This window comes from Sphingobium sp. DEHP117 (assembly GCF_030867385.1).
In the GTDB taxonomy this organism is placed as follows: Bacteria; Pseudomonadota; Alphaproteobacteria; order Sphingomonadales; family Sphingomonadaceae; genus Sphingobium.
In genome coordinates this window covers 895,690-916,429 of record NZ_JAPFBJ010000001.1, presented here as the reverse complement: position 1 = coordinate 916,429, position 20,740 = coordinate 895,690, and the positions used below count along the sequence as shown (strand labels likewise).

Genomic DNA, 20,740 nt, shown 5'->3' with positions numbered 1-20,740 from the left:
GGGCGGCACTGTCACGCAAGCAGGCCCAGCGGCTTCTCGACCAGTTCGCGGAACACGCTCATCAGGCGGGCGCCGTCTGCGCCATCGATGGCGCGGTGATCAAAGCTGCCTGTGGCGCTCATCACCGTGGCGATTGCGAGCGCGTCATCGACCACGAACGGCCGTTTCTCGCCAGCACCGATCGCCATGATCATCGCCTGCGGCGGGTTGATCACCGCCTCGAACTGCTTGATGCCCATCATCCCCATGTTGGAGAGCGAGGCCGTGCCGCCCTGATATTCCGGCGGTAGCAGCTTGCCTGCCTTGGCACGGCTGGCGAGATCCGCCATCTCGGTCGAGATCGCCGAGATGCTCTTTGATCCTGCATCGGTAACGATAGGCGTGATCAGGCCGGACGGGATCGACACCGCGACGGAGATGTCCGCACGGCTGAACTTGAGCATCTGGTCACCCGCGAACTGCACATTGCATTCGGGCACCTGGATCAGCGAAAGCGCCAGCGCCTTGATCAGCATGTCGTTGACAGAGAGCTTGACGCCACGGCCTTCCAGCGAGGCGTTCAGCTCTGTGCGCAACTTGAGCAGAGCATCGAGGCGGACATCGACCGTGAGGTAGATGTGGGGCACGTTCTGCTTGGATTCCGTGAGGCGGCGCGCGATCGTCTTGCGCATGGTGGAGAGCTTGGCAACCTCGTGCGGGATGCCGAAGTCCTGCGCGGCGACGGGGGCCGAGGGCCGGGTGGCGGCCGGAGCCGGTGCCGGAGCCGGTGCCGGTGCGGCGGCGGGCGACTGTGCAGGCCGGGCTGCGGGTTCTGGCGCTGGTGCTGGGCGCGATGCGCCACCCGCGAGCGCCTCGACATCAGCCTTGACGATGCGACCGCGCGGACCGGAACCGGCAAGCTCCGCCAGATCGACGCCGCTTGCCTTTGCGATACGGCGAGCGACGGGGGATGCGACAACGCGCGCGCCTTGCTCGGCGGCGGCAGCGGTTGCCACGGGCTGCGGCGGGGCCGATGCAGCCGCAGCCACAGCCGGCGGAGGAGCAGCGGGCGCCGACTCAGGTGCGGAAGCGGCAGGCGCGGCCGCTGGAGCGGAAGGCGCCTCGGCCCCCTCGCCTGCCATCGTCGCGATGACCGTGCCGACCTTTACACCCTCGCTGCCCTCCGGCACGAGAATCTTGCCGATCACCCCCTCGTCCACCGCCTCGAACTCCATCGTTGCCTTGTCGGTCTCGATTTCGGCCAGCAGGTCGCCGGACTGCACACTGTCCCCTTCCTTCACCAGCCATTTGGCGAGCGTGCCTTGCTCCATGGTAGGTGAAAGCGCGGGCATTTTGATTTCGATGGACATAAGCTATGGTGCCAATTCTCGAACGAGGTTTTATGAATGCCGTGTGATTGTTCCATTTTACGCCGGGGTCAATCCGAATTGCCACGAAAAGACTAAAACATGCGAATTTGGCACATTTTTATAGGAGAGATGTGCGAATGAGAACCTATCTGGTTATTATGGACGAAAGCGCTGAGGCTGAGAAGGCGATCCACTTCGCCGCCCGCCGCGCCGCGAAGACCGGCGGCGGCGTGCATATCGTCGCCGTGACGCCGCCGGCCGATTTCGTGCAATGGGGCGGCGTGCAGGAGATGATGGACGAAGAGGCGCGTGAGCGGGCCGAGCAGTTGGTGATGGCGCTTGCGGGCACGCTGATGCAGGAATCCGGCATCAGGCCGACGATCACAGTACGCAGCGGCGAACCCATCCCGATCATCCGCGCGATCCTCAAGGAAGACGCCACGATTGCCGCTCTTGTGCTCGCGGCGGCGGCAAACGGCACCCCCGGTCCGCTCGTTGCGCACTTCACAGGCGCCGAGGCGGGCAAAATGCCCTGCCCGATCATGATCGTCCCCGGCGGATTGAGCCCGGAAGAGCTGGAGCGGCTGAGCTGATCCCCATCAAGGCCAAGACTATGCGGCCAACGGAGGTCGACCCGAAGGCATGCCCTTCTAGGGGCTGTGGGGATTCAGTCCATATAGGCCTACAAAGCGCTATTTTCTGCGCTTCGGTGCTCACGTACCTTTAAGTACGCTGCGCTCCGATGCTCGCAAATCCCCCTTTTGCCCTGCGGTCGCCTGCGGCCCCGGCTCCATCTGAACTGAATCCCCACGGCCCCTAGAGCGCGCTGCGTTAAATCTGACGCAAGACGCGCGCTCTATCTTTTTGTTGCGCATCGCTTTTTTGCCAAAAACCGGTTCCCACTTTTTGGCGCGATACTCTAAGTTGCCCGGATGAAGCATGTTTTTCGGCCTTATTTTCGCCACTGGTCATGGCTTGCTCCCCTTGGCGCGTGGGTCGTCCTGCTTGTGGACGGACTGGCCATCGTGCCGCTCCTGCTCGTAGGAGCTGCCTTGGCGTTCAGTGTCATCGCTGCCGTCCATCATGCCGAAGTGATCGCGCACAAGCTTGGCGAACCGTTCGGCACGCTGGTGCTCGCCCTGGCGGTGACGGTGATCGAAGTCGGGCTTATCCTCTCGCTGATGTCTGGTGCGCCCGACGGCGCGGCGACGCTCGCGCGAGACACCGTGATCGCGGCGGTGATGATCATCCTCAACGGGCTGGTCGGCATCTGTCTGCTCATCGGCGGGCTGCGCCACCACGAGCAGACCTTCCAACAGGCCGGGGTCAGCGCGGCACTCGCGACGCTCTGCGCGCTCACCGTCTTAAGCCTCGTTCTGCCCAACTTTACTGTCAGCGAGGCGGGGCCGGTCTATTCCGAAGCTCAGCTTGCGTTCGTCGCGGTGGTCTCCCTCATCCTCTATGGAACGTTCGTGATGGTCCAGACGGTGCGGCACCGCGAATATTTCCTCACACCCGAGGCTGCTGCGGCCGAAGATCTTGCCGGCCGCGCCGGATCGGGCAGGAGGGGACAACTGGCGTGGCCGTTTCTGCTCCTGCTGGCCGCACTCGGCGCTGTGGTCATGCTGGCCAAGATCCTTTCTCAGCCGCTGGAGATCGCGATAGAGGGCTGGGGCGCGCCGCACGCCACAGTGGGCGTGATGATCGCGGCTCTTGTGTTGCTGCCCGAGAGTGTGGCCGCCACCCGCGCCGCCCTCGCAAACCGGCTGCAGACCAGCCTCAACCTCGCGCTCGGATCGGCGTTGGCGACGATTGGCCTTACTATTCCGGCGGTAGCGGCGCTGTCTATTTATTCGGAAATGCCGCTGAGCCTCGGTCTGACGGACAAGGGAGTCGTGCTGCTTGCGCTGACGCTGCTGGTGTCGACGCTCTCGCTCGGCATCGGGCGCACCACGGTGCTGCAGGGCGTGGTCCACCTCGTCATTTTCGGTGTCTATCTGTTCACCACCATCGTGCCTTAACGGCAGGCTTGACCGTTACCGCCGCTTCACCGGCCCGCGCTTGCGGCTGGTGTGGCGGATGTTGGCGGGGCGGCCCTGGCGGCGAAGCGGGCGTGGCGGGCGCTTTGCGCCATTGCGCCCGCCCGGGGCTCCGCTCATGGCGAAGCTCGGCCCGTCGGGCAGCTCGAAGCGCAGGGAGCCGCCGACCGGGTCTGCCTCGACGAGGCGGAGTTCGATCTCCTGCCCGACATGATAGCGCGTGCCGGTCTGTTCGCCGATGAGCGCGCGGTGCGCTTCGTCATAGGTGAAATATTCGGCGCCCAGCATCGATACCGGCACCAGCCCATCGCCGCCCAGGCCTTGCACGGATGCGAAAAAGCCGAAGCTCTGCACGCCGGTGATCCGCGTTTTCATCACTTCGCCCACATGCTCCGCAAGATAGGCCGCGACATAGCGATCGACCGTTTCGCGCTCGGCCTCCATCGCCCGGCGCTCGGCCTGGCTAATGAGGTCACCGACGCGGGCCATGTGGGTGTAATCCTCCTGGCTCAGGCTGGTGAGCGGCGGGAGGTTGCCCCCCTTTGGTGCCGGCATTTCGAGGTCAAACGCGCCGACCAGAGCGCGGTGGACCAATAGGTCGGAATAGCGGCGGATCGGCGAGGTGAAATGCGCATAGCTGCCGAGAGCAAGACCGAAGTGCCCGGCATTCTGCGGGCTGTAATAGGCCTGTGTCTGGCTGCGCAAAATCTGTTCCATGATGATGGGGCGCGCTTCATGATCCTCCAGCCGCTCGATGAGACGGTTGAAGATCGTCGGCGTGATCACCTGCCCCAGCGCAAAGCCGATGTCGTAGGTGGCGAGATATTCCTTGAGCGCCACCAGCTTTTCCCGGCTTGGCGGCTCGTGCACCCGGTACATCACCGGGGCCTTGCGGCTTTCGAGCGCCTTGGCCGCCGCGACATTGGCGGCGATCATATAGTCCTCGATCAGCATATGCGCATCGAGGCGCTCGCGCACGGCGACGCTCATGATCCGACCGGCATCGTCCAGAACAACCCGCCGCTCTGGCAGGTCCAGCTCCAGCGGGCCGCGCTTGTTACGAGCCTTTGCGAGGACTTGCCAGCATGCCCACAATGGTTTGAGGGCGGTTTCGAGCAGGCCCTCCCCCTCCCCAACCCCTCCCCTGAAGGAAAGGGGCTTGTTTTGATCGATCGCGGCCTGCGCATCCTCATAGGGGATGTTCGCCGCGACACGAATGATTGCGCGGGAAAAGCGCCAGCTTTTCATCGCCCCCTTGGCGTCGAAGGTCATGTGGCAGGCCATCGCCGCCCGGTCCTGCCCCGCTTTGAGTGAGCACATGTCGGACGAGAGCGCGTGGGGGAGCATCGGCACGACGAGATCGGGGAAATAGACGCTGTTGCCGCGCTTTCTTGCCTCGCGGTCGAGCGCGCTTGCCGGGCGGACATAAAAGCTCACATCGGCAATCGCGACGATGACGCGGAAGCCGCCCGCATTGGCGGGGTCTTCATCCGGCGCGGCCCATACGGCGTCGTCGAAATCCCGCGCGTCGACAGGGTCGATGGCCACGATCGGCAGGTGACGCAGGTCTTCCCGCTTGTCGGCATGGAGCGGCAGCGCCGAGACGGTGTTGGCCTCCTGCTCAACGCCTTCAGAAAAGACATGCGGGATGCCAAACTTGTGGATGGCGATCAGGCTGAAGCTCTTGGGGGCAAACGGATCGCCCAAAACCATCGCCACCCGCGCCGTGACCTTTGGTGGTCGCCCGCTTGCCTCGCACAGCACAAGGTCGCCCGGCGCCGCACCGCCCAGGTCGGAAATGAGCGTCGCGTGGCGGATGCGCTTGTCGACAGGCTTGAGCCAGAAGCGGTCGTTCTCGCCGCGCTCGACCACGCCCAACAGCTGCTCCTCGGCCTTGCTGAGCTTCTTCATCGGGTGGGCGACAAGGCCCTTGCCGGCATCCTCCGTGCGCGCGAGGAAGCGGTCTCCGACCCCAAGCGCGCCGGATTTGCGCCCGCGCTCGATAACGCGCAATTTGGGCGGGGGGATGCCTTCCGCCTCCCAACGCTCCGGGATCGCAATTGCCTGATTGCTGTCCACCTCGACGACGCGCAAGACGGTGACGCGCGGTACCCCGCCCATCTTGTGAAACGCCCTGCCCGGCCCGATGTCGATCAGGCCCTCGTCCGCCATGTCTTTGAGCAGCGCCTTTAGCAGGATCTTGTCCTGCCCATGCAGGCCGAATGCCTTGGCAATCTCGCGCTTGCCCGCCGGTTGCCCGCTAGCTTCGATATATTCGAGGATCTGTTGCCGCGTGGGCATCCCTGCGGGACGATGTGGTTTGGCCATGACACTCGCTAGCCCGGCGAGACCTAGGAAGCCAGCGAAACCCGCTGCTTATCACCCCACGGCGTGAGCGTAAGACCGCGCTGCGTTAATCTGACGCAAGGTGCGCGCTTTATCTTTTGGTGTCGCATCGTTGTTGCCAAAAACGGCTTCCCACCGTTCGACAAGCTCAGGACAGGCCTATGTGGACTGAATCCCCACAGCCCCTAGTTGACTCAGCACTTTTGAGTATGATTGCCCTTGTTGCCGACGACTTGAGATCCCGCGTCAGGCCGGTGTACCACCGAGGTGCCGGTCTCCGCCTGATTGCAGGGGGGGTCTATTGCTGTGCTCGGCGGAAGTGCACCGGCGGCTTCGCCCTGCGTCACGATATGCCCCAGCGGGATGGGCGGTGGCACGTTCTGCTGCTGCTCGTCTGAACCAGCAGCATCGATTTCTCGTGACGACGAGACTTCTGTGCTTACAGCCGACTGGGCTGGTTGCTTGGCGCGAAGAACATACCACCCAAGGGCAGACACCCCGATGGCTGCGCTGCCGACCAGCGACAGCGCAGCGAATTTGACACCGACCGATATGACCGAAGTCTGAGCAGCCAGATCGGCCCCGACAACTCCTGCGACGGGCGCGGCGACCGCCACCAACCGTGTCTTCTCTATGAAATATTCTTCGCCGCTGATCAGCCCCTGCTCCCATCGTTGCTTGAGTGAAGCGAGCATTTTTGCATTCCCATCGTCATCCGCGTCCATGTTCAAGCACCCCACTGAATTTTTTTGTGGGGGGCAAAATACGAGGAATTTAGCTAAAAAACCGATAAAAGCCGCGATTTTGAGCCGTTTTTCCCCGCAACCGGTTATAAAGTAACGCTAATTTTACCTAGCCGTTCGCTGCATCGAAGCCCGAGTCGTAGCCGACGATCCAGAATGCGGGATCATGCCATGCTGGGCGGCTATTAATAGCTACGGCCGACGAGAACGCGCTCTACCGCCGGTAAGTCTGTGAAAAGACAGGTTCCTGATGCCGGAGCGGCGTCTATAGGCGCGTTGCGCAACGTCAGCTTGTGGCCCTTGAGCCATTCGACCACCTTGTCCAGCGATTCGCCGGTCGGCTTGGCCCATTGGATTTCGACCCAGCCGGGCTTGTCGCCGGTGAATGCGGCAGCGAGCGCATCCCTGTCCGTCACATCGCGGCGGATATTGGCTTCGAGCCGCGCCTTGGCCTCGGCATGCAGGCTAGCCTGGATATCCTGCAACATCGCGGCAGCACCGCTGACGAACGCGTCGCGCGATCCAATCACGCTGTCTAGCTTGCCCGCGTCGTTATACAGCCGATCGCGGCGGAGCACGGAGACATTGCCGCCCGCGACATCTCGCCCGCCGACCTCGATGATGATCGGTGCGCCTTTCTTGACCCAGCCCCAGCGCTTGTTGGCGGCCTTGGCGGGCTTTTTATCGAACAGCACGCGCAGCGGCTCACGGAATACGTCGATTGCGGCCAAGGCCTGCGCCAGCTCCTCGCAATAGGAGATAATCGCGCCATCCTCGTCATTGTCGCGCAGCATCGGCACGATCACGACCTGGTGCGGCGCGATCTGCGGCGGGCAGCGCAGGCCATCATCATCGCCGTGCACCATGATGACGCCGCCGATCATGCGGGTGGAGACGCCCCAGCTGGTGGTGTGGGCAAGCTGCTGGCCGCCCTCCTGATCCTGATATTTGATGCCCGCCGCCTCGGCAAAGCCGGTGCCGAGATAGTGCGAGGTCCCCGCCTGAAGCGCCTTGCCATCCTGCATCATCGCCTCGATGCTGTAAGTCGCGACTGCGCCGGGGAAGCGCTCATTCTCCGGCTTTTCGCCAGCAACCACAGGCATAGCGAGCGCGGTTTCGGCAAAATCGCGATACATTTCGAGCGCGCGCATAGTCTCGCGCATCGCGTCGTCGCGCGTGGCGTGGGCGGTGTGCCCCTCCTGCCACAGGAATTCCGAGGTGCGCAAGAACATGCGCGTGCGCATCTCCCAGCGCACCACATTGGCCCACTGGTTGACCATCAAGGGCAGGTCACGCCAGCTCTGCACCCAGCGGCTCATGGCCTGGCCGATCACGGTTTCGGAGGTGGGCCGCACGACCAGCGGCTCCTCAAGCTTCGAATCCGGATCGGGGATCAGCTTGCCCTTGCCGTCGCCGATCAGGCGGTGATGGGTGACGACCGCCATTTCCTTGGCGAAGCCATCGACATGATCGGCCTCCTTCTCGAAGAAGGACAGCGGGATGAAAAGCGGGAAATAGCAATTCTCTACGCCCGCCGCCTTGATGCGCGCATCCATCAGCTTCTGGATGCGCTCCCAGATGCCATAGCCCCAGGGGCGGATGACCATGCAGCCGCGCACCCCCGACTCCTCGGCCAGATCGGCCTCGGAAATGACCGCCTGATACCAGGCTGCGAAATCCTGTTCGCGGGTGACGGGGAGTGCGTGCTTCACGAAATGATCCTGCTGAATGGAGCGAAAACGAATACAGCCCCGCCATTAGGCGAGGCTGCCAGCACTGTCGAGAGGCTGCCGTGCAGCCGCCGCCCTATAGCTTGTCGATCTTGGCGTTCAGCGCCGCGAGCTGCGCCTTGAGTTGCGCGATCTCGTCGTCCTTGTCGCCGTCATCCTTCTTGCCGGGCGCTGCCCCGGCTTGCGGGGTGAAGGCCTGTGCTGCGGCCTCGAACATCTCCATGTTGCGCTTGGCGATCTCGGCAAACGGGCCGGACGAAAACGCGCCCTGCATCGCCTGCTGGAACTGCTCCTGGTTCTTGCGGAACGCTTCCATCGAGGATTCGAGATATTGCGGCACCAGCGACTGCATCGAATCGCCGTACATCGAGATCAGCTGGCGCAGGAAGTTGACCGGCAGCATGTTCTTGCCGCGGCTTTCCTCTTCCATAATGATCTGGGTGAGCACGTTGTGGGTGATGTCTTCATCGGTCTTGGCGTCTACCACCACGAATTCACGCCCCTCGCGCGTCATCTGCGAGAGCAATTCCAGCGTGATATAACTCGAGGTTTCGGTATTATAGAGTCGTCTGTTCGCGTATTTCTTGATGATGATCGGTGAAGATGCATCCACGCCCTTTTTCTGTGCCATGACGAGACCCGCTCCTTTGCTTCCCCCAACCCAAGATGCACCATATTTTCTTGCGCCGCAACATGGCCCGCGCCCTTTACCGCTTTTTCTGGCTCATTTGTGGCGCGAAACCGAAAATGATCCCGTTTTGAGACGAAAAGCGCTGGAGGGCCTTCGTGCTTACCAGCATGCGGCTCGGCCGGATGGCGCCACTGCACAGGTCGCTTCTGCGCAGTGCAACGCGGCGCGCCTGTTGCACCCATATTGCGCACAAAAAAAGGCGCAGGCAGCCACGGTGCTCATTCCGTCGCTGATCAATCCTGCCGACGTGCTGAACCTCGGTGAGCAAACGTCGCTCATGCGCTATCTGGCGGAACGCGGCCACGATCCCTGGCTGGTGGACTGGGGAGCGCCCGCTCCTGACGACCGCGATCTTGACCTTGGCGGCCACATAACGGACCGGTTGCTTCCGCTGCTTGAGCATATAGACCGGCCGGTGATCCTGGTGGGCTATTGCCTGGGAGGCACGATGGCGCTGGCAGCGGCAGCGCACAGAGAGGCGCGGGCTGTCGCAACCATTGCGTCGCCCTGGGTCTTTTCGGCCTACCCGGACGAGCACAGTGCCTTGATCGCCCGCTTGTGGGCGGAAGCCAAACCCCTGTGCGACCGGCTGGGCTATGTACCCATGGAGGTGCTGCAATCGGGCTTTTGGGCGCTCGACCCAGGCCGCACCGTGCGAAAATATGCGGCCTTTGCCGACATGGAGCCGGGGAGCGATGCGCATACCGCCTTTCTGGCGGTCGAGGACTGGGCGAATGACGGACCGCCGCTCACTTATGCTGCCGCACGCGAGCTGTTCGAGGATTTGTATGCGGCGGACCGGACAGGCGCTGGCGGCTGGACCGTGGGTGGACTCACGGTCGACCCCGGATCGCTCCCCTGCCCCAGCCTTTCGATCCGCTCTACGACCGACCGGATCGTCCCCGCCGCCGCCGCGCCGAGGCTGCGCGAACAGCATGACTCCGCGCTCGGTCATGTCGGCATGATCGTCAGCCGTGGCGCACCGCAAAAAATCTGGGTAAGACTTTCGGATTGGTTGTACGAAAACGGGGGATGAGCTAATGCCGCCACGCACCATAAATGATCCTGCACGGAGCAACCATGAGCAACATCGTCATCACCGCTGCAAAGCGCACCGCCGTGGGAAGTTTCCTCGGCGCCTATTCCAACACACCCGCCCATGAGCTGGGCCGCATCGCCATCGAGGCGGCGCTCGCGCAGGCTGGCCTTTCCGCAGAAGAGATTGATGAGGTAATCTTCGGCCAGGTACTGACCGCCGGGCAGGGCCAGAATCCGACGCGTCAGGCGGCGGTCAATGCCGGTATCCCGAAGGATCGCACCGCCTTTACCATCAATCAGGTCTGCGGCTCGGGCCTGCGGTCAGTCGCGCTGGCGGCGCAGGCGATCCAGACTGGCGACGCGCGCATCATGCTGGCAGGCGGGCAGGAAAACATGTCGATGTCTACCCATGCGCAAAATCTGCGCGGTGGGTTCAAGATGGGCAACGCCTCGCTGGTCGACACGATGGTTTTTGACGGCCTGACCGACGCGTTCAACGGCTATCACATGGGCATCACGGCGGAGAACCTGGCCGAGCAATACCAGATCACGCGTGACGAACAGGATGCGTTCGCGGTCGCCAGCCAGAACAAGGCAGAGGCCGCCCGGGCCGCCGGCCGCTTTGCCGACGAGATCACGCCGGTGACGATCAAGGGTCGCAAGGGCGATGTCGTCGTCGATCAGGACGAATATATCCGCGCTGGCGCGACGCTGGAGGCGATGCAGGGCTTGAAGCCCGCGTTCAAGAAAGACGGCACCGTCACCGCCGGCAACGCCAGCGGGATCAACGACGGCGCGGCGGCGCTGATCCTGATGACCGAGGAGGAAGCGGCCAAGCGCAACGCGACAGTGTTGGGCCGCATCGCAAGCTGGGCGACCTGCGGCGTGGACCCGTCAATCATGGGCATCGGCCCGGCACCGGCCAGCCGCAAGGCGATGGAAAAGGCGGGCTGGAATATCGCCGACCTCGATCTGATCGAGGCGAACGAGGCTTTTGCGGCGCAGGCGCTGGCGGTGGGCAAGGAACTGGGCTGGGACGCAGGCAAGGTCAACGTCAACGGCGGGGCCATCGCCATCGGCCACCCGATCGGCGCCTCGGGCGCGCGCGTGCTGACGACGTTGCTCTATGAAATGGCGCGCCGTGACGCGAAGAAGGGCCTAGCCACGCTCTGCATCGGCGGTGGCATGGGCATCGCCATGTGCATCGAGCGTTAAACGAGCCAGCTTAAAAGAGAAGCGGGCCGTCGGGTAAAACCGGCGGCCCTTTTCGTTACACCCAGTAGCGCTCGAAGCGATGCCCCAGCCGCGTCAGCAGCTCGTACTGCGACAGGCCCGATACCAGCGCGGTGTAGCCAAGGTCATAATCAATATCGACCCAGTCCCCCTCCTGAAGCTGGGGGCACTCGTTGACGTCGATCGTCACGAGGTCCATCGACACGCGCCCGATCACCGGGAGGCGCGCGCCATCCTTCAGCGCCGCGCCGGAGCCTGAGAAGATGCGCGCGAAACCATCGGCATAGCCGATGTTGATCGTGGCTGTCTCCATTGTGCGGTCGGCGATGAACTCCGCGCCATAGCCCACCGACTCGCCACCGCGAACGGTGCGGCGCTGGAGGATTTCGGCCTGAGGAGTCACGACCGGCTGGATATTCAACTCCGCGTCCAGCGTGGGAGTGCCACCGTAGAGCGCGATGCCTGGGCGGGTGAGGTCAAACGCGAAATCTTCGCCACGGCAGATGCCCGCGCTGTTGGCCAGGCTGTATCGCCGGGCTTTCACCTTGCCGGCGATGTCACGGAACAGCATCAGCTGGATGTCATTCAGATGATGATCGTCCTCGGCGCTCACCAGATGGCTCATCAGAGTGTCGATCTCAAGCCCATCGAACAGGCTCATGTCCAGCCCGTCGAGCGAAAGGCCCAGGCGGTTCATGCCGGTGTCGATCATCACATCGCAGGGGCCGCCGTTCGCCTCCTTCCAGCGCGCGATCTGCACGGGGCTGTTGAGCACGGGCCGCGCGCGCGAGGAGAGTGCGATCTCCATATCCTCGGGCCGCACACCGTGAAACACGCTCAGCGACAGGCCTTCGCCCATCAGCGGTTCGACATGCTGGGCTTCTTCCCACGTCGCGACGAAGAAATCGCGGCAGCCTTCATCGGAGAGATGCTTCAGCACCCCTTCGGCGCCGAGGCCGTAGCCATTGGCCTTGATGGCCGCGCCGCAGGCCGCGCTCCCGCTGCGCTCCTTGAGCCAGCGATAATTGGAAAGCAGCGCTTGCTGGTCCAGCCGAAGTCGCAGTGGCGACTGATAGTCCATGCTCATCGCGACAAAAGCCCCACAACCCCTAGTTTGCCCACACGCCCCCCTTGGTTTCCTTCAACCCCCATAGGCATACCAGCAGGGCCATCAGCACGACCGCGAACGTATACCATAACCCCGCATAAACATTGCCTGACCGCGCTGCAATATACACACTGACCAGCGGGAGAAATCCCCCAAAATAGCCGGTCCCGATGTGATAGGGGATCGACATGGAGCTATAGCGCACTTTTGGCGGAAACATCTCCGCCAGCAGCGCTGCCACAGGCCCGTAAGTCATACCCGAAAGCGCGGACAGGCCGAGCAGGCATGCGATGATCACAAGCGCTGAGGAGAGTGGCGGACGCTGTTTGGAAAAGTCGTAGCCAGCTGCTTCCAGCGCAGGCTTGATGGCCGCGGGATCGCCGATGGCTGTTTCCCGCACTCCAATCCGAAGCGAGGCGGGCAGATATGTATCGCCATAGCCACCGATCCGCTCTCGCTGATACTGCACGCCAAGCCGTGTCAGCTCTGCCAGCGCCTGACCGCATGGCGTCGTTTGTTTGGCGCTGAACGGATCGAACTCGCACTCGTTCGCCACCACCACAACGGGCGCGGCCTCCTCTGCAGCAGCGCGGCCGGGATTGGCGGTGTGCCCCATGAACGTCATCAACGGAAAGAGCAAAAGCAGCGTGAGCACATAACCGACGATGATCGGGTTTTTCCGGCCCACCTTGTCCGAAATATGCCCGAACAGGATGAAGAACCCCATCCCGAGTGCTGCAGCGATGCCAACCGTGATTTCGGCCCAGGTCTCTTCGACCTGCATGGAGCCCTTGAGGAGGGTCAAGCCCGAGAAAAAGGCGGTGTACCAGATCACCGTGAGCCCCGCCGCGATGCCGAACAGCGCGACGAAGATGCGCTTCTTGTTGCCGGGATAGGTGAAGCTTTCGACAAAGGGGTTTCCGGCCAGTTCGCCCTCCTCCTTCATCGCCTTGAACACCGGGCTTTCCGAGAGCTTGAGCCGCATCCAGAGTGACAGCGCCAGCAACAGCAGCGAGAGGAGGAACGGCACGCGCCAGCCCCAGGTCGCCCATGCGTCGGCCGGGATAACTGCCTTGCATGCCAGCACGACGACGAGACTCAGGACGAAGCCACCTACGACGCTCGCCTGGATGAAGCTGGTGTAGAAGCCACGTTTGTCAGGTGGCGCGTGTTCCGACACATAGACGGCTGCCCCACCATATTCGCCGCCCAGCGCCAGCCCCTGGCAGATGCGGAGCAGCAGCACGAGAACGGGGGCAGCATAGCCGATATTGTCTGCCGAAGGGATAAGGCCCACGCCTGCCGTGGCGATGCCCATCAGCGTGACTGTAACCAGGAACGTGTATTTCCGCCCCAGCCTGTCGCCCAGATAGCCGAACAGGATCGCGCCGAGCGGGCGGAAGCCGAAGCCTACCGCAAAGCCCGCCCAGACAAGCAGGGTTTCGAGCGTCTCGCTGCCCGACGGGAAAAAGGCCTTGCCGATGAACGAGGCCAGGGTCGCATAGATGAAGAAGTCATACCACTCGAACACGGTTCCGGCCGAAGATGCGCCGATGACCAGCCTTATATCGGACTTGCTGACTTCCTTGCCTGCCACGCCCCTGCCCCTCACCCACTTGATTATAGGTGAGGAGCATTAGCGCGAATAATGATCCGCGCAACTGTACATAGGGGATTTATTCAAGCTCAAGGATGATGCTGTCTACCGCCAGGCTCTCTCCCGCCCTGGCGTTGACCGCCTTGACGACGCCGGCCTTCTCGGCCCGCAGGATATTCTCCATCTTCATCGCCTCGATCACCGCGAGCGGTTGCCCCGCCTCGACCTTGTCTCCTTCGCCCACATTGAGCGAGACGAGCAGGCCCGGCATCGGGCAAATGAGATATTTGGAGAGATCGGGCGGCAGCTTCTCGATCATATGCGCGGCGTAGGGCGCGACATGGGCGGGCAGCACGCGCGCGACATGGCTCGCGCCGCGAGTCGTCAGTTTGAAGCCGGTGCGCGTAGGCGCGATACGGACGGACAGTGCCTCTTCGCCGAACTCGGCGTCGATGATGCGGTCGCCTGGCGTATATTCAAGGCTCATGTCGAGCGGAGCATTGTCCACCAGCACATCGTCGCCGTTGATCGAGACGATATGATCCGCGCCGCCGATGCGCACCGCCCAGTCGGACGGCGGACGCAGGCGCTTGCCCAGTTGTCCGTCGATCCGGCGCGCGCGGTCTGACTGCGCCATGGCCGCAAACGCAGAGATGGCAGCAAGGCGGCGCAGCAGCTCTTCGGACGCGGGCGCGCCGTGGAAGCCATCGGGATATTCCTCGGCGATGAAACCGGTGGTGATGTTGCCCGAGCGGAACCGCTCATGCTGCATGATCGCGGAAACGAAATCGATATTGTGGCCCAGCCCCTCGATCTCGAAGCTGTCGAGCGCCGCGATCTGCTTGTCGATCGCTTCAAGGCGCGTAGGGGCGTAGGTGATGAGCTTGGCGATCATCGGGTCATAGAACATGCTGACCTCGCCACCCTCGGCCACGCCATCATCCACACGCACGCCGTCTCCCACTTCCGGCGGGTTGTAGCGGATAAGGCGGCCGGTCGAGGGCAGGAAACCGCGATAGGGATCTTCCGCATAGACGCGGTTCTCGATCGACCAGCCGTTGATCTTGACGTCATCCTGCGTGAAGGAAAGCTTTTCGCCATTGGCGACGCGGATCATCTGCTCGACGAGGTCAACGCCAGTGATCTGCTCGGTAACAGGATGCTCCACCTGAAGGCGGGTGTTCATCTCCAGGAAGTAGAAGCCGTCGCCGGTCTTGTCCGCGCCCGACACGATCAGCTCGACCGTGCCCGCGCTGAAATAGCCCACCGCGCGCGCGAGGGCGACGCACTGCTCGCCCATTTTCTTGCGCATTTCAGGGCTTACGAACGGCGACGGCGCTTCTTCCACCACCTTCTGGTGGCGGCGCTGGATCGAGCATTCGCGCTCGTTCAGATAGACGATATTGCCGTGCTGATCGCCCAGAACCTGAATTTCGATGTGGCGCGGGCTTTCGATAAACTTCTCGATGAAGACGCGGTCATCGCCGAAAGAGGCAAGCCCCTCGCGCTTGGTCGCCTCGAAGCCCTCGCGCACGTCCTGCTCGGAATAGGCAAGGCGCATGCCCTTGCCGCCGCCGCCGGCCGATGCCTTCATCATCACCGGATAGCCGATCTCGTTCGAGATCTTCACGGCATGCTCGGTGTCCTCGATCACGCCGACATAGCCGGGGACGACATTGACGCCAGCCTCCTTGGCGAGCTTTTTCGACTCGATCTTGTCACCCATCGCCGCGATGGCGTTGGCGGGCGGGCCGACGAAGATGATGCCAGCCTCATCGAGCGCCTTGCGGAAGCTCTCGCGCTCCGAGAGGAAGCCATAGCCAGGGTGCACCGCATCCGCGCCAGTCTGCTTGCAGGCAGCGATGATCTTGTCCGCAATCAGATAGGACTGCGCGGCGGGCGGCGGGCCGATATGCACCGCCTCATCCGCCATCAACACATGCGGCGCGCGCGCATCGGCATCGGAATAGACCGCCACCGTGGCGATGCCCATCTTCTTCGCCGTGCGCATGACCCGGCAGGCGATTTCGCCACGATTGGCGATCAGGATTTTGGATATTGGCATTAGGTGTTATCCGACCTTGAAGATGCGCGCCATGCCATGACGGCCAGCACGACTGTTGAAGCTAAAAACGCAATTGAAACCGCACTGAAAAAATAAATAAAAGGGCGGGCACAACTTGCAGCCCGCTCACCAAATTGATGGCAATGCATAGCTTCCTGATCCGCTAAGCTCAGCATTACCGAGCCATAGGCGAGCCAAGCGGTTATAAGCGCGACAGATATAGTACCTTTCCGGATCACTCCGCCGCCTCCAAAGCAACGTCGTCACCCTGAACTTGTTTCAGGGTCCATTCCTCCCAACACGCCATCGCTCCCGTAGGCGGGATGGATGCTGAAACGAGTTCAGCATGACGAGCTCCGTCCAATCTCGTCATGCCGGGCTTGACCCGGCATCCCGCTGCTTTCTCACCGCGCAAGAAAGCTGGACCCCGGATCAAGTCCGGGGTGACGGAAGGGAGCGCGTGGATCACTCCGCCGCCTCTTCCAGATGCCCATGCGGGGCGGCCGGCATCGCGCGGATGCCGAGTTTGCCGAGCATCGCGGCATCCTTGTCGTCGCCGCTGTTGGGTGCGGTGAGGAGTTTGTCACCGGTGAAGATACTGTTCGCGCCCGCCATGAAGCACAGCGCCTGACAGCTCTCGGACATGCTCTCGCGCCCCGCAGATAGGCGTACCATGGATGCGGGCATGGTGATCCGCGCCACCGCGACCGTGCGCACGAACTCGATTTCGTCGATCTTGGCAAGCGGCGTATCGGCCAGCATATCGCCCAGCACCGTGCCCTTCACCGGCACCAGTGCGTTGATCGGCACGCTCTCCGGGTGCGGCATCGTGCTGAGCGCATGGATGAAGCCGATGCGATCCTCGCGCGTTTCGCCCAAGCCCACGATCCCGCCGCAGCACACGTTGATTCCGGCCGCGCGGACATTTTCCAGTGTCTCGATCCGGTCCTCGAAAGTGCGCGTGCTAATGATATTCGCGTAATTCTCCGGCGCGGTGTCGATATTGTGGTTGTAGTAATCCAGCCCCGCATTGGCGAGTTGGCGGGCCTGCCCCTCGCTCAGCATGCCGAGTGTCATGCAGGTTTCCATGCCCATCTGGCGCACGCCCTGGATCATCTCGACCAAAGCGGGCATGTCCCGCTCCTTGGGGTTGCGCCACGCCGCGCCCATGCAGAAGCGGCCGGAGCCGTTGTCTTTCGCCTGCGCCGCCGCTTGCAACACAGCGCGCACGTCCATCAGCTTGGTCGCCTTGACGCCGCTGTCCGCCTCCACGCTCTGCGAGCAATAGCCGCAATCCTCGGGGCAGCCGCCGGTCTTGATCGACAGCAGCGTTGAGAGCTGCACCTCGTTGCGGGGATGATGGGCGCGATGCACCGTCTGCGCCTCGTACACGAGGTCCATGAACGGCATATCGAACAACGCGGCAATCTCGGCGCGGGTCCAGTCTGTGCGGGGTAAAACGGTCAAGCAGCGTCCTCCAGTGGGGGCATATTGTGGCCGAGCAAACGCAGCACATCCGCCGCGCATTCGACCACGTTGGTGCCGGGACCATAAATGCCCTGCACGCCCGCGTCACGAAGGAAATCATAATCCTGCGGGGGGATGACGCCCCCTGCCACCACCTTGATATCCGCCCTGCCCGCTTCCTTGAGCAGATTAATCAGCTGGGGGATCAACGTCTTGTGCCCGGCCGCCAGGCTGGATGCGCCGATGACATCGACCGACCGTTCCAGCGCCAGATCGCGCGTTTCGTCCGGCGTCTGAAACAGCGGGCCGGAGACGACCTCAAAGCCCATGTCGGAGAAGGCAGAGGCAATGACATTCGCCCCGCGATCATGCCCATCCTGCCCCATTTTGGCGACCAGCATGCGTGGTTTGCGGCCCAGGCGGTGCTCGACGGCCTGCACTCCGTCGAGCACCTGGCGCCAACGCGCGTCCCCCTGATAGGGGGCGGCGTAGACGCCTTTCACTGGGGTTGGAACGGTCGCGTGACGACCGAAAACTTGTTCCATGGCGGCGCTGATCTCGCCCAGCGTGGCGCGGGCGCGGGCGGCATCGACAGCCAGCGCCAGCAGGTTGCCGTTTCCACGCGCGCCCTCTGTCAGTGCGGAAAGCGCGGCCTCACACGCATCTTCATTGCGCGCTGCCTTCACGGCGTTGATCCGCGCGATCTGCCCTTCGCGGACCTTGGCGTTGTCGACTTCCAGCGTTTCGAGCTGGTCCTCGTTCGCCAGACGATATTTGTTGACGCCGACGATCACGTCCTCGGCGCGGTCAACCCGCGCCTGCCGCGCGGCGGCGGCTTCCTCGATCATCGCCTTGGGCCAGCCCGCTGCCACAGCCTTCGCCATGCCGCCTTCGGCCTCGACCCGCTCGATGATTTCCCACGCCTTGTCGACCAGCTCCTGCGTGAGGCTCTCGATGTAATAGCTGCCGCCCAGCGGATCGACGACATTGCACATGCCGGTCTCTTCCTGGATGACGATCTGCGTGTTGCGGGCGATGCGCGCCGAGAAATCCGTGGGCAGCGCAATCGCTTCGTCGAGCGCGTTGGTGTGGAGCGACTGGGTGCCGCCCAGCATCGCCGCCATCGCCTCGATAGTTGTGCGGATGACGTTGTTATAGGGATCCTGCTCGGTCAGGGATACGCCCGATGTCTGGCAGTGGGTGCGCAGCATCTTGGAGCGTTCGTCCTGCGCGCCGAGCCTGGTCATTACCCGGTGCCACAGCACGCGCGCCGCGCGCAGCTTCGCCACTTCCATGAAGAAGTTCATGCCGATGGCGAAAAAGAAGCTGAGGCGGCCCGCAAACTTGTCGATATCAAGGCCCGAGGCTACGCCGTATTTCACATATTCCATGCCGTCGGCAATGGTGAAGGCGAGTTCCTGCACCTGCGTGGCGCCTGCCTCCTGCATATGATAGCCGGAAATGGAGATGCTGTTGAACTTGGGCATCTCACGGCTGGTATAGCCGAAGATGTCCGAGATGATGCGCATGCTGGGTTCGGGCGGATAGATATAGGTGTTCCGCACCATGAACTCTTTGAGGATGTCGTTCTGGATCGTGCCGTCGAGCAGCTTGCGCTCGACGCCCTGCTCCTCTCCCGCAACGATGAAGAAGGCGAGGATCGGGATGACCGCTCCGTTCATGGTCATGGAGACGGACATCTCGCCCAGCGGGATGCCATCGAACAGGATCTTCATGTCCTCGACCGTGTCGATGGCGACGCCCGCCTTGCCGACATCGCCGACAACGCGCGGATGATCGCTGTCATAGCCGCGGTGCGTGGCGAGGTCGAAGGCGACGGAGAGCCCCTTCTGCCCGGCGGCAAGGTTGCGGCGATAGAAAGCGTTGGACTCCTCGGCGGTGGAAAAGCCCGCATATTGGCGGATCGTCCACGGGCGGCCCGCATACATCGACGCACGTACCCCGCGCGTGAACGGCGCGAAGCCGGGCAGGCCGGGGTCGGTCGTCACGTCCTCCGCCGTGTAGAGCGGCTTGACGGTAATACCCTCGGGCGTCTGCCAATCGAGCGATTTGCCCTTCACTTCCTTGTCGGCAAGCGTTTTCCAATCGGTGATATCAGCCATTATTGCCCCTTGAACTCCGGCTTGCGCTTTTGCGTGAATGCGGTGACGGCCTCGCGAAAATCGGCGGTATATCCCGCTGCGGTCTGATTGGCCTTTTCGATCTCCAGCGTTTCCCGCAACGTAGCATTGAGCGCCGATGCAACCTGTTTGCGGATAAACCCGAGCGCCACTGAGGGGCCGTTGGCGAGCTTGGTCGCAAGCTTCATCGCTTCGGCCATCACCGCCTCGTCATCCGCCACCCGCGTTACAACACCCAGATCAAGCGCCTGCTCCGCCGAGATTTTCTCGCCCAGCAGCGCCATCTCCAGCGCCTTCGCCCTGCCTGCCGATTTCGCCACCAGCCATGTCGCGCCCGCATCCGGCACAAGGCCGATGTTGGCGAAAGCAAGCAGCAGATAGGCCGAGCGCGCCATTACCGTAATGTCTGCCGCCAGCGCGACGCTCAGCCCCGCGCCAACGGCAGGCCCGTTTATCGCGGAGATCACCGGAATGTCCGCGTCGGCCAGCGCCTCTACAAACGGATGATAATGCTCTTCCAGATATCTACCCAGATCGGCCGGCAGCCCGCTGACAAGGTCCGCACCTGAGCAAAAGGCATCGCCCGCGCCCGTCAACACCAGCGCCCGCGCCCCGTCTGCCTGCGCCTGCCGGATCGCGCCCGTCAACTCAGCCAGCAGCGTGAAATTCAGCGCGTTCATGCGCTCCGGGCGGTTGAGCGTGATCGTCGCGACATTGTCGGCAACGTGGTAAAGGAGCGCTTGATAGCTCAATGCGCCGCTCCGGCTTTCGGTGTTTCCATGATTTCGGTCAGCATACCCCCCATGTCCTTCGGGTGGACGAAGAAGATGAGGGTGCCATGCGCGCCGATGCGCGGCTCACCCAGCACCTGCTTACCCAGGGCAAGAAACTCCTCACGCGCCACATGGATATCCGGCACCTCGAAGCAGATGTGGTGCTGCCCCCCGAGCGGGTTCTTAGCCAGCCATTTGCCGACGGCAGAATCCGCTTCGGTGGGCTGTAGTAGTTCAACCTGTGTCCCGGCGGTCCCGTTCTCGCCCGGTGTGTTGACGAAGCACACCCGCACCTTCTGGCTTTCCAGCACGAACGGCTCGGTGATATCGTTCGCTCCCATCACATCGCGATAGAATGCGATGCTGGCATCAAGATCGGGCGTAGCCACGCCGATATGATTGAGACGCCCCAACTTCATG

Annotated in this window: 17 protein-coding genes; 4 read left to right on the top strand and 13 right to left on the bottom strand. The window is 62.8% G+C overall.

Annotated elements, in window-relative coordinates; all coding sequences use genetic code 11:
* Positions 1–11: 11 nt before the first annotated feature.
* Positions 12–1,349, bottom strand: coding sequence for a pyruvate dehydrogenase complex dihydrolipoamide acetyltransferase (locus OOT33_RS04535; protein ID WP_307748817.1), 1,338 nt, complete (start codon positions 1,347–1,349; stop codon positions 12–14).
* Positions 1,350–1,486: 137 nt separating this feature from the next.
* Here OOT33_RS04535 and OOT33_RS04530 point away from each other — a divergent pair, with 137 nt between their 5' ends.
* Positions 1,487–1,942 (top strand): universal stress protein, encoded by a 456-nt coding sequence (locus tag OOT33_RS04530; RefSeq protein WP_307748816.1) that lies wholly within the window; start codon positions 1,487–1,489, stop codon positions 1,940–1,942.
* A gap of 238 nt (positions 1,943–2,180) precedes the next feature.
* Here OOT33_RS04530 and OOT33_RS04525 read toward each other — a convergent pair whose 3' ends face one another.
* Complete coding sequence (locus tag OOT33_RS04525) at positions 2,181–2,321, bottom strand: hypothetical protein (protein WP_307749325.1); 141 nt, start codon at positions 2,319–2,321, stop codon at positions 2,181–2,183.
* 80 nt (positions 2,322–2,401) lie between these two features.
* Here OOT33_RS04525 and OOT33_RS04520 point away from each other — a divergent pair, with 80 nt between their 5' ends.
* Positions 2,402–3,370, top strand: coding sequence for a calcium:proton antiporter (locus OOT33_RS04520; protein WP_373690493.1), 969 nt, complete (start codon positions 2,402–2,404; stop codon positions 3,368–3,370).
* Positions 3,371–3,385: 15 nt separating this feature from the next.
* Here the strand turns inward: OOT33_RS04520 and rnr are convergent, their stop codons facing one another.
* From rnr to phaR, 4 genes are all read right to left on the bottom strand, one after another.
* Positions 3,386–5,716, bottom strand: coding sequence for a ribonuclease R (rnr, locus tag OOT33_RS04515; protein WP_307748815.1), 2,331 nt, complete (start codon positions 5,714–5,716; stop codon positions 3,386–3,388).
* 212 nt (positions 5,717–5,928) lie between these two features.
* Positions 5,929–6,459: a hypothetical protein gene (locus tag OOT33_RS04510; protein WP_307748814.1), complete on the bottom strand. Its 531-nt coding sequence runs from the start codon at positions 6,457–6,459 to the stop codon at positions 5,929–5,931.
* Positions 6,460–6,662: 203 nt separating this feature from the next.
* Positions 6,663–8,189, bottom strand: a complete 1,527-nt coding sequence (proS, locus tag OOT33_RS04505; protein ID WP_307748813.1) for a proline--tRNA ligase — start codon at positions 8,187–8,189, stop codon at positions 6,663–6,665.
* 94 nt (positions 8,190–8,283) lie between these two features.
* Positions 8,284–8,838, bottom strand: a complete 555-nt coding sequence (gene phaR / locus OOT33_RS04500) for a polyhydroxyalkanoate synthesis repressor PhaR (RefSeq protein ID WP_307748812.1) — start codon at positions 8,836–8,838, stop codon at positions 8,284–8,286.
* A gap of 127 nt (positions 8,839–8,965) precedes the next feature.
* Between phaR and OOT33_RS04495 the strand changes: the two genes are divergently transcribed.
* Together OOT33_RS04495 and OOT33_RS04490 are read left to right on the top strand one after the other, a co-directional pair.
* Positions 8,966–9,934 (top strand): alpha/beta fold hydrolase, encoded by a 969-nt coding sequence (locus OOT33_RS04495; protein ID WP_307748811.1) that lies wholly within the window; start codon positions 8,966–8,968, stop codon positions 9,932–9,934.
* A 44-nt stretch (positions 9,935–9,978) separates the two neighbouring features.
* Positions 9,979–11,151 (top strand): acetyl-CoA C-acyltransferase, encoded by a 1,173-nt coding sequence (locus OOT33_RS04490; protein ID WP_307748810.1) that lies wholly within the window; start codon positions 9,979–9,981, stop codon positions 11,149–11,151.
* A gap of 55 nt (positions 11,152–11,206) precedes the next feature.
* Here OOT33_RS04490 and alr read toward each other — a convergent pair whose 3' ends face one another.
* The 7 genes from alr to mce form a co-directional block, all read right to left on the bottom strand.
* Positions 11,207–12,256 carry an alanine racemase gene (gene alr, locus OOT33_RS04485; protein WP_307748809.1) on the bottom strand — a complete coding sequence of 350 codons (1,050 nt, stop codon included), beginning with the start codon at positions 12,254–12,256 and terminating at the stop codon, positions 11,207–11,209.
* A 22-nt stretch (positions 12,257–12,278) separates the two neighbouring features.
* Positions 12,279–13,874 (bottom strand): MFS transporter, encoded by a 1,596-nt coding sequence (locus tag OOT33_RS04480; protein ID WP_307748808.1) that lies wholly within the window; start codon positions 13,872–13,874, stop codon positions 12,279–12,281.
* Positions 13,875–13,953: 79 nt separating this feature from the next.
* Complete coding sequence (locus OOT33_RS04475; RefSeq protein WP_307748807.1) at positions 13,954–15,939, bottom strand: acetyl-CoA carboxylase biotin carboxylase subunit; 1,986 nt, start codon at positions 15,937–15,939, stop codon at positions 13,954–13,956.
* Positions 15,940–16,404: 465 nt separating this feature from the next.
* Complete coding sequence (bioB, locus tag OOT33_RS04470) at positions 16,405–17,349, bottom strand: biotin synthase BioB (RefSeq protein WP_307749297.1); 945 nt, start codon at positions 17,347–17,349, stop codon at positions 16,405–16,407.
* Positions 17,350–17,402: 53 nt separating this feature from the next.
* Positions 17,403–19,529, bottom strand: coding sequence for a methylmalonyl-CoA mutase (gene scpA, locus OOT33_RS04465; protein WP_307748806.1), 2,127 nt, complete (start codon positions 19,527–19,529; stop codon positions 17,403–17,405).
* Positions 19,529–20,299, bottom strand: a complete 771-nt coding sequence (locus OOT33_RS04460; RefSeq protein ID WP_307748805.1) for an enoyl-CoA hydratase-related protein — start codon at positions 20,297–20,299, stop codon at positions 19,529–19,531. Before OOT33_RS04460 ends, scpA begins: the two co-directional genes overlap by 1 nt.
* Positions 20,296–20,739 carry a methylmalonyl-CoA epimerase gene (mce, locus tag OOT33_RS04455; protein ID WP_307748804.1) on the bottom strand — a complete coding sequence of 148 codons (444 nt, stop codon included), beginning with the start codon at positions 20,737–20,739 and terminating at the stop codon, positions 20,296–20,298. The genes OOT33_RS04460 and mce overlap by 4 nt, the downstream gene beginning before the upstream one ends.
* Position 20,740 lies beyond the last annotated feature (1 nt).